Origin of the sequence: Pseudomonas sp. 44 R 15 (genome assembly GCF_900004965.1) — a bacterium.
GTDB classification, from domain to species: Bacteria; Pseudomonadota; Gammaproteobacteria; order Pseudomonadales; family Pseudomonadaceae; genus Aquipseudomonas; species Aquipseudomonas orientalis_A.
Window position 1 is genome coordinate 1 of the sequence record NZ_CVTU01000008.1, and the last position, 257, is coordinate 257.

Below are 257 nucleotides of genomic sequence, written 5' to 3' on the forward strand. Positions count from 1 at the left end.
ACAGTACCTGTGGACTCACCCGCCTTGATGGTAATCACCGAGCCATTGCTCAAGGTAACGCTCACCGGCGTCTGCGCGGGGTTGTTCAATGTCGCGGTGTAGGTGATCTGACCGCCTTCGGTCACGGTCGAACCGGCCGTCAGCGTGACAGTGGTGGTATCGACCACATCAGTAATCGTGGTGACCGCAGGCGTGGTGCTCGGCACCAGGTTTTCAAAGTTGCCGCCGGTTGCGCCTGTAATAGTGGTGCTGACGGT

1 protein-coding gene is annotated in these 257 nt (G+C 59.1%); it reads right to left on the minus strand.

What is annotated here, in order from left to right; translation table 11 throughout:
* A partial coding sequence (locus BFP93_RS00100; protein WP_370737762.1) for an immunoglobulin-like domain-containing protein occupies positions 1-257 on the minus strand: 257 nt, incomplete at both ends.